The following is a 267-nucleotide window of genomic DNA, read 5'->3' as shown; positions in this document are numbered from 1 at the left end:
ACGCCTATACCGGCGAAACCCTTTGCCGCCGTCCTGCGCAGGGTTATGCAGAGTTTGCACAAGAATTGGCAGCGTTGAAGGTGCGCCAGCAAGTATTTGCGCGGTTGGGTGTAACCGGGCGGACTGCTTTGCTGCAAGCTTTTGCCGAGCGTTTGGCGCAAAACAAAGAGCGGCTTGCGGAAATGGTTTGCGAAGAAGTCGGACGCTGCTTGCATGAATGCCGTGCCGAACTGGATAAATCCGTCGAGCTCATCCGATATTACGTCC

1 protein-coding gene is annotated in these 267 nt (G+C 55.4%); it reads left to right on the top strand.

Annotated features, from left to right (window positions below; genetic code table 11):
• Positions 1-267, top strand: a 267-nt coding sequence (locus ACTHS3_RS17995; protein ID WP_440368783.1) for an aldehyde dehydrogenase family protein, incomplete at both ends; no start/stop codon positions are given.

The sequence above is a fragment of the Neisseria sp. P0009.S007 genome, assembly GCF_051962515.1.
This window is presented reverse-complemented; position numbering and strand designations above follow the sequence as displayed.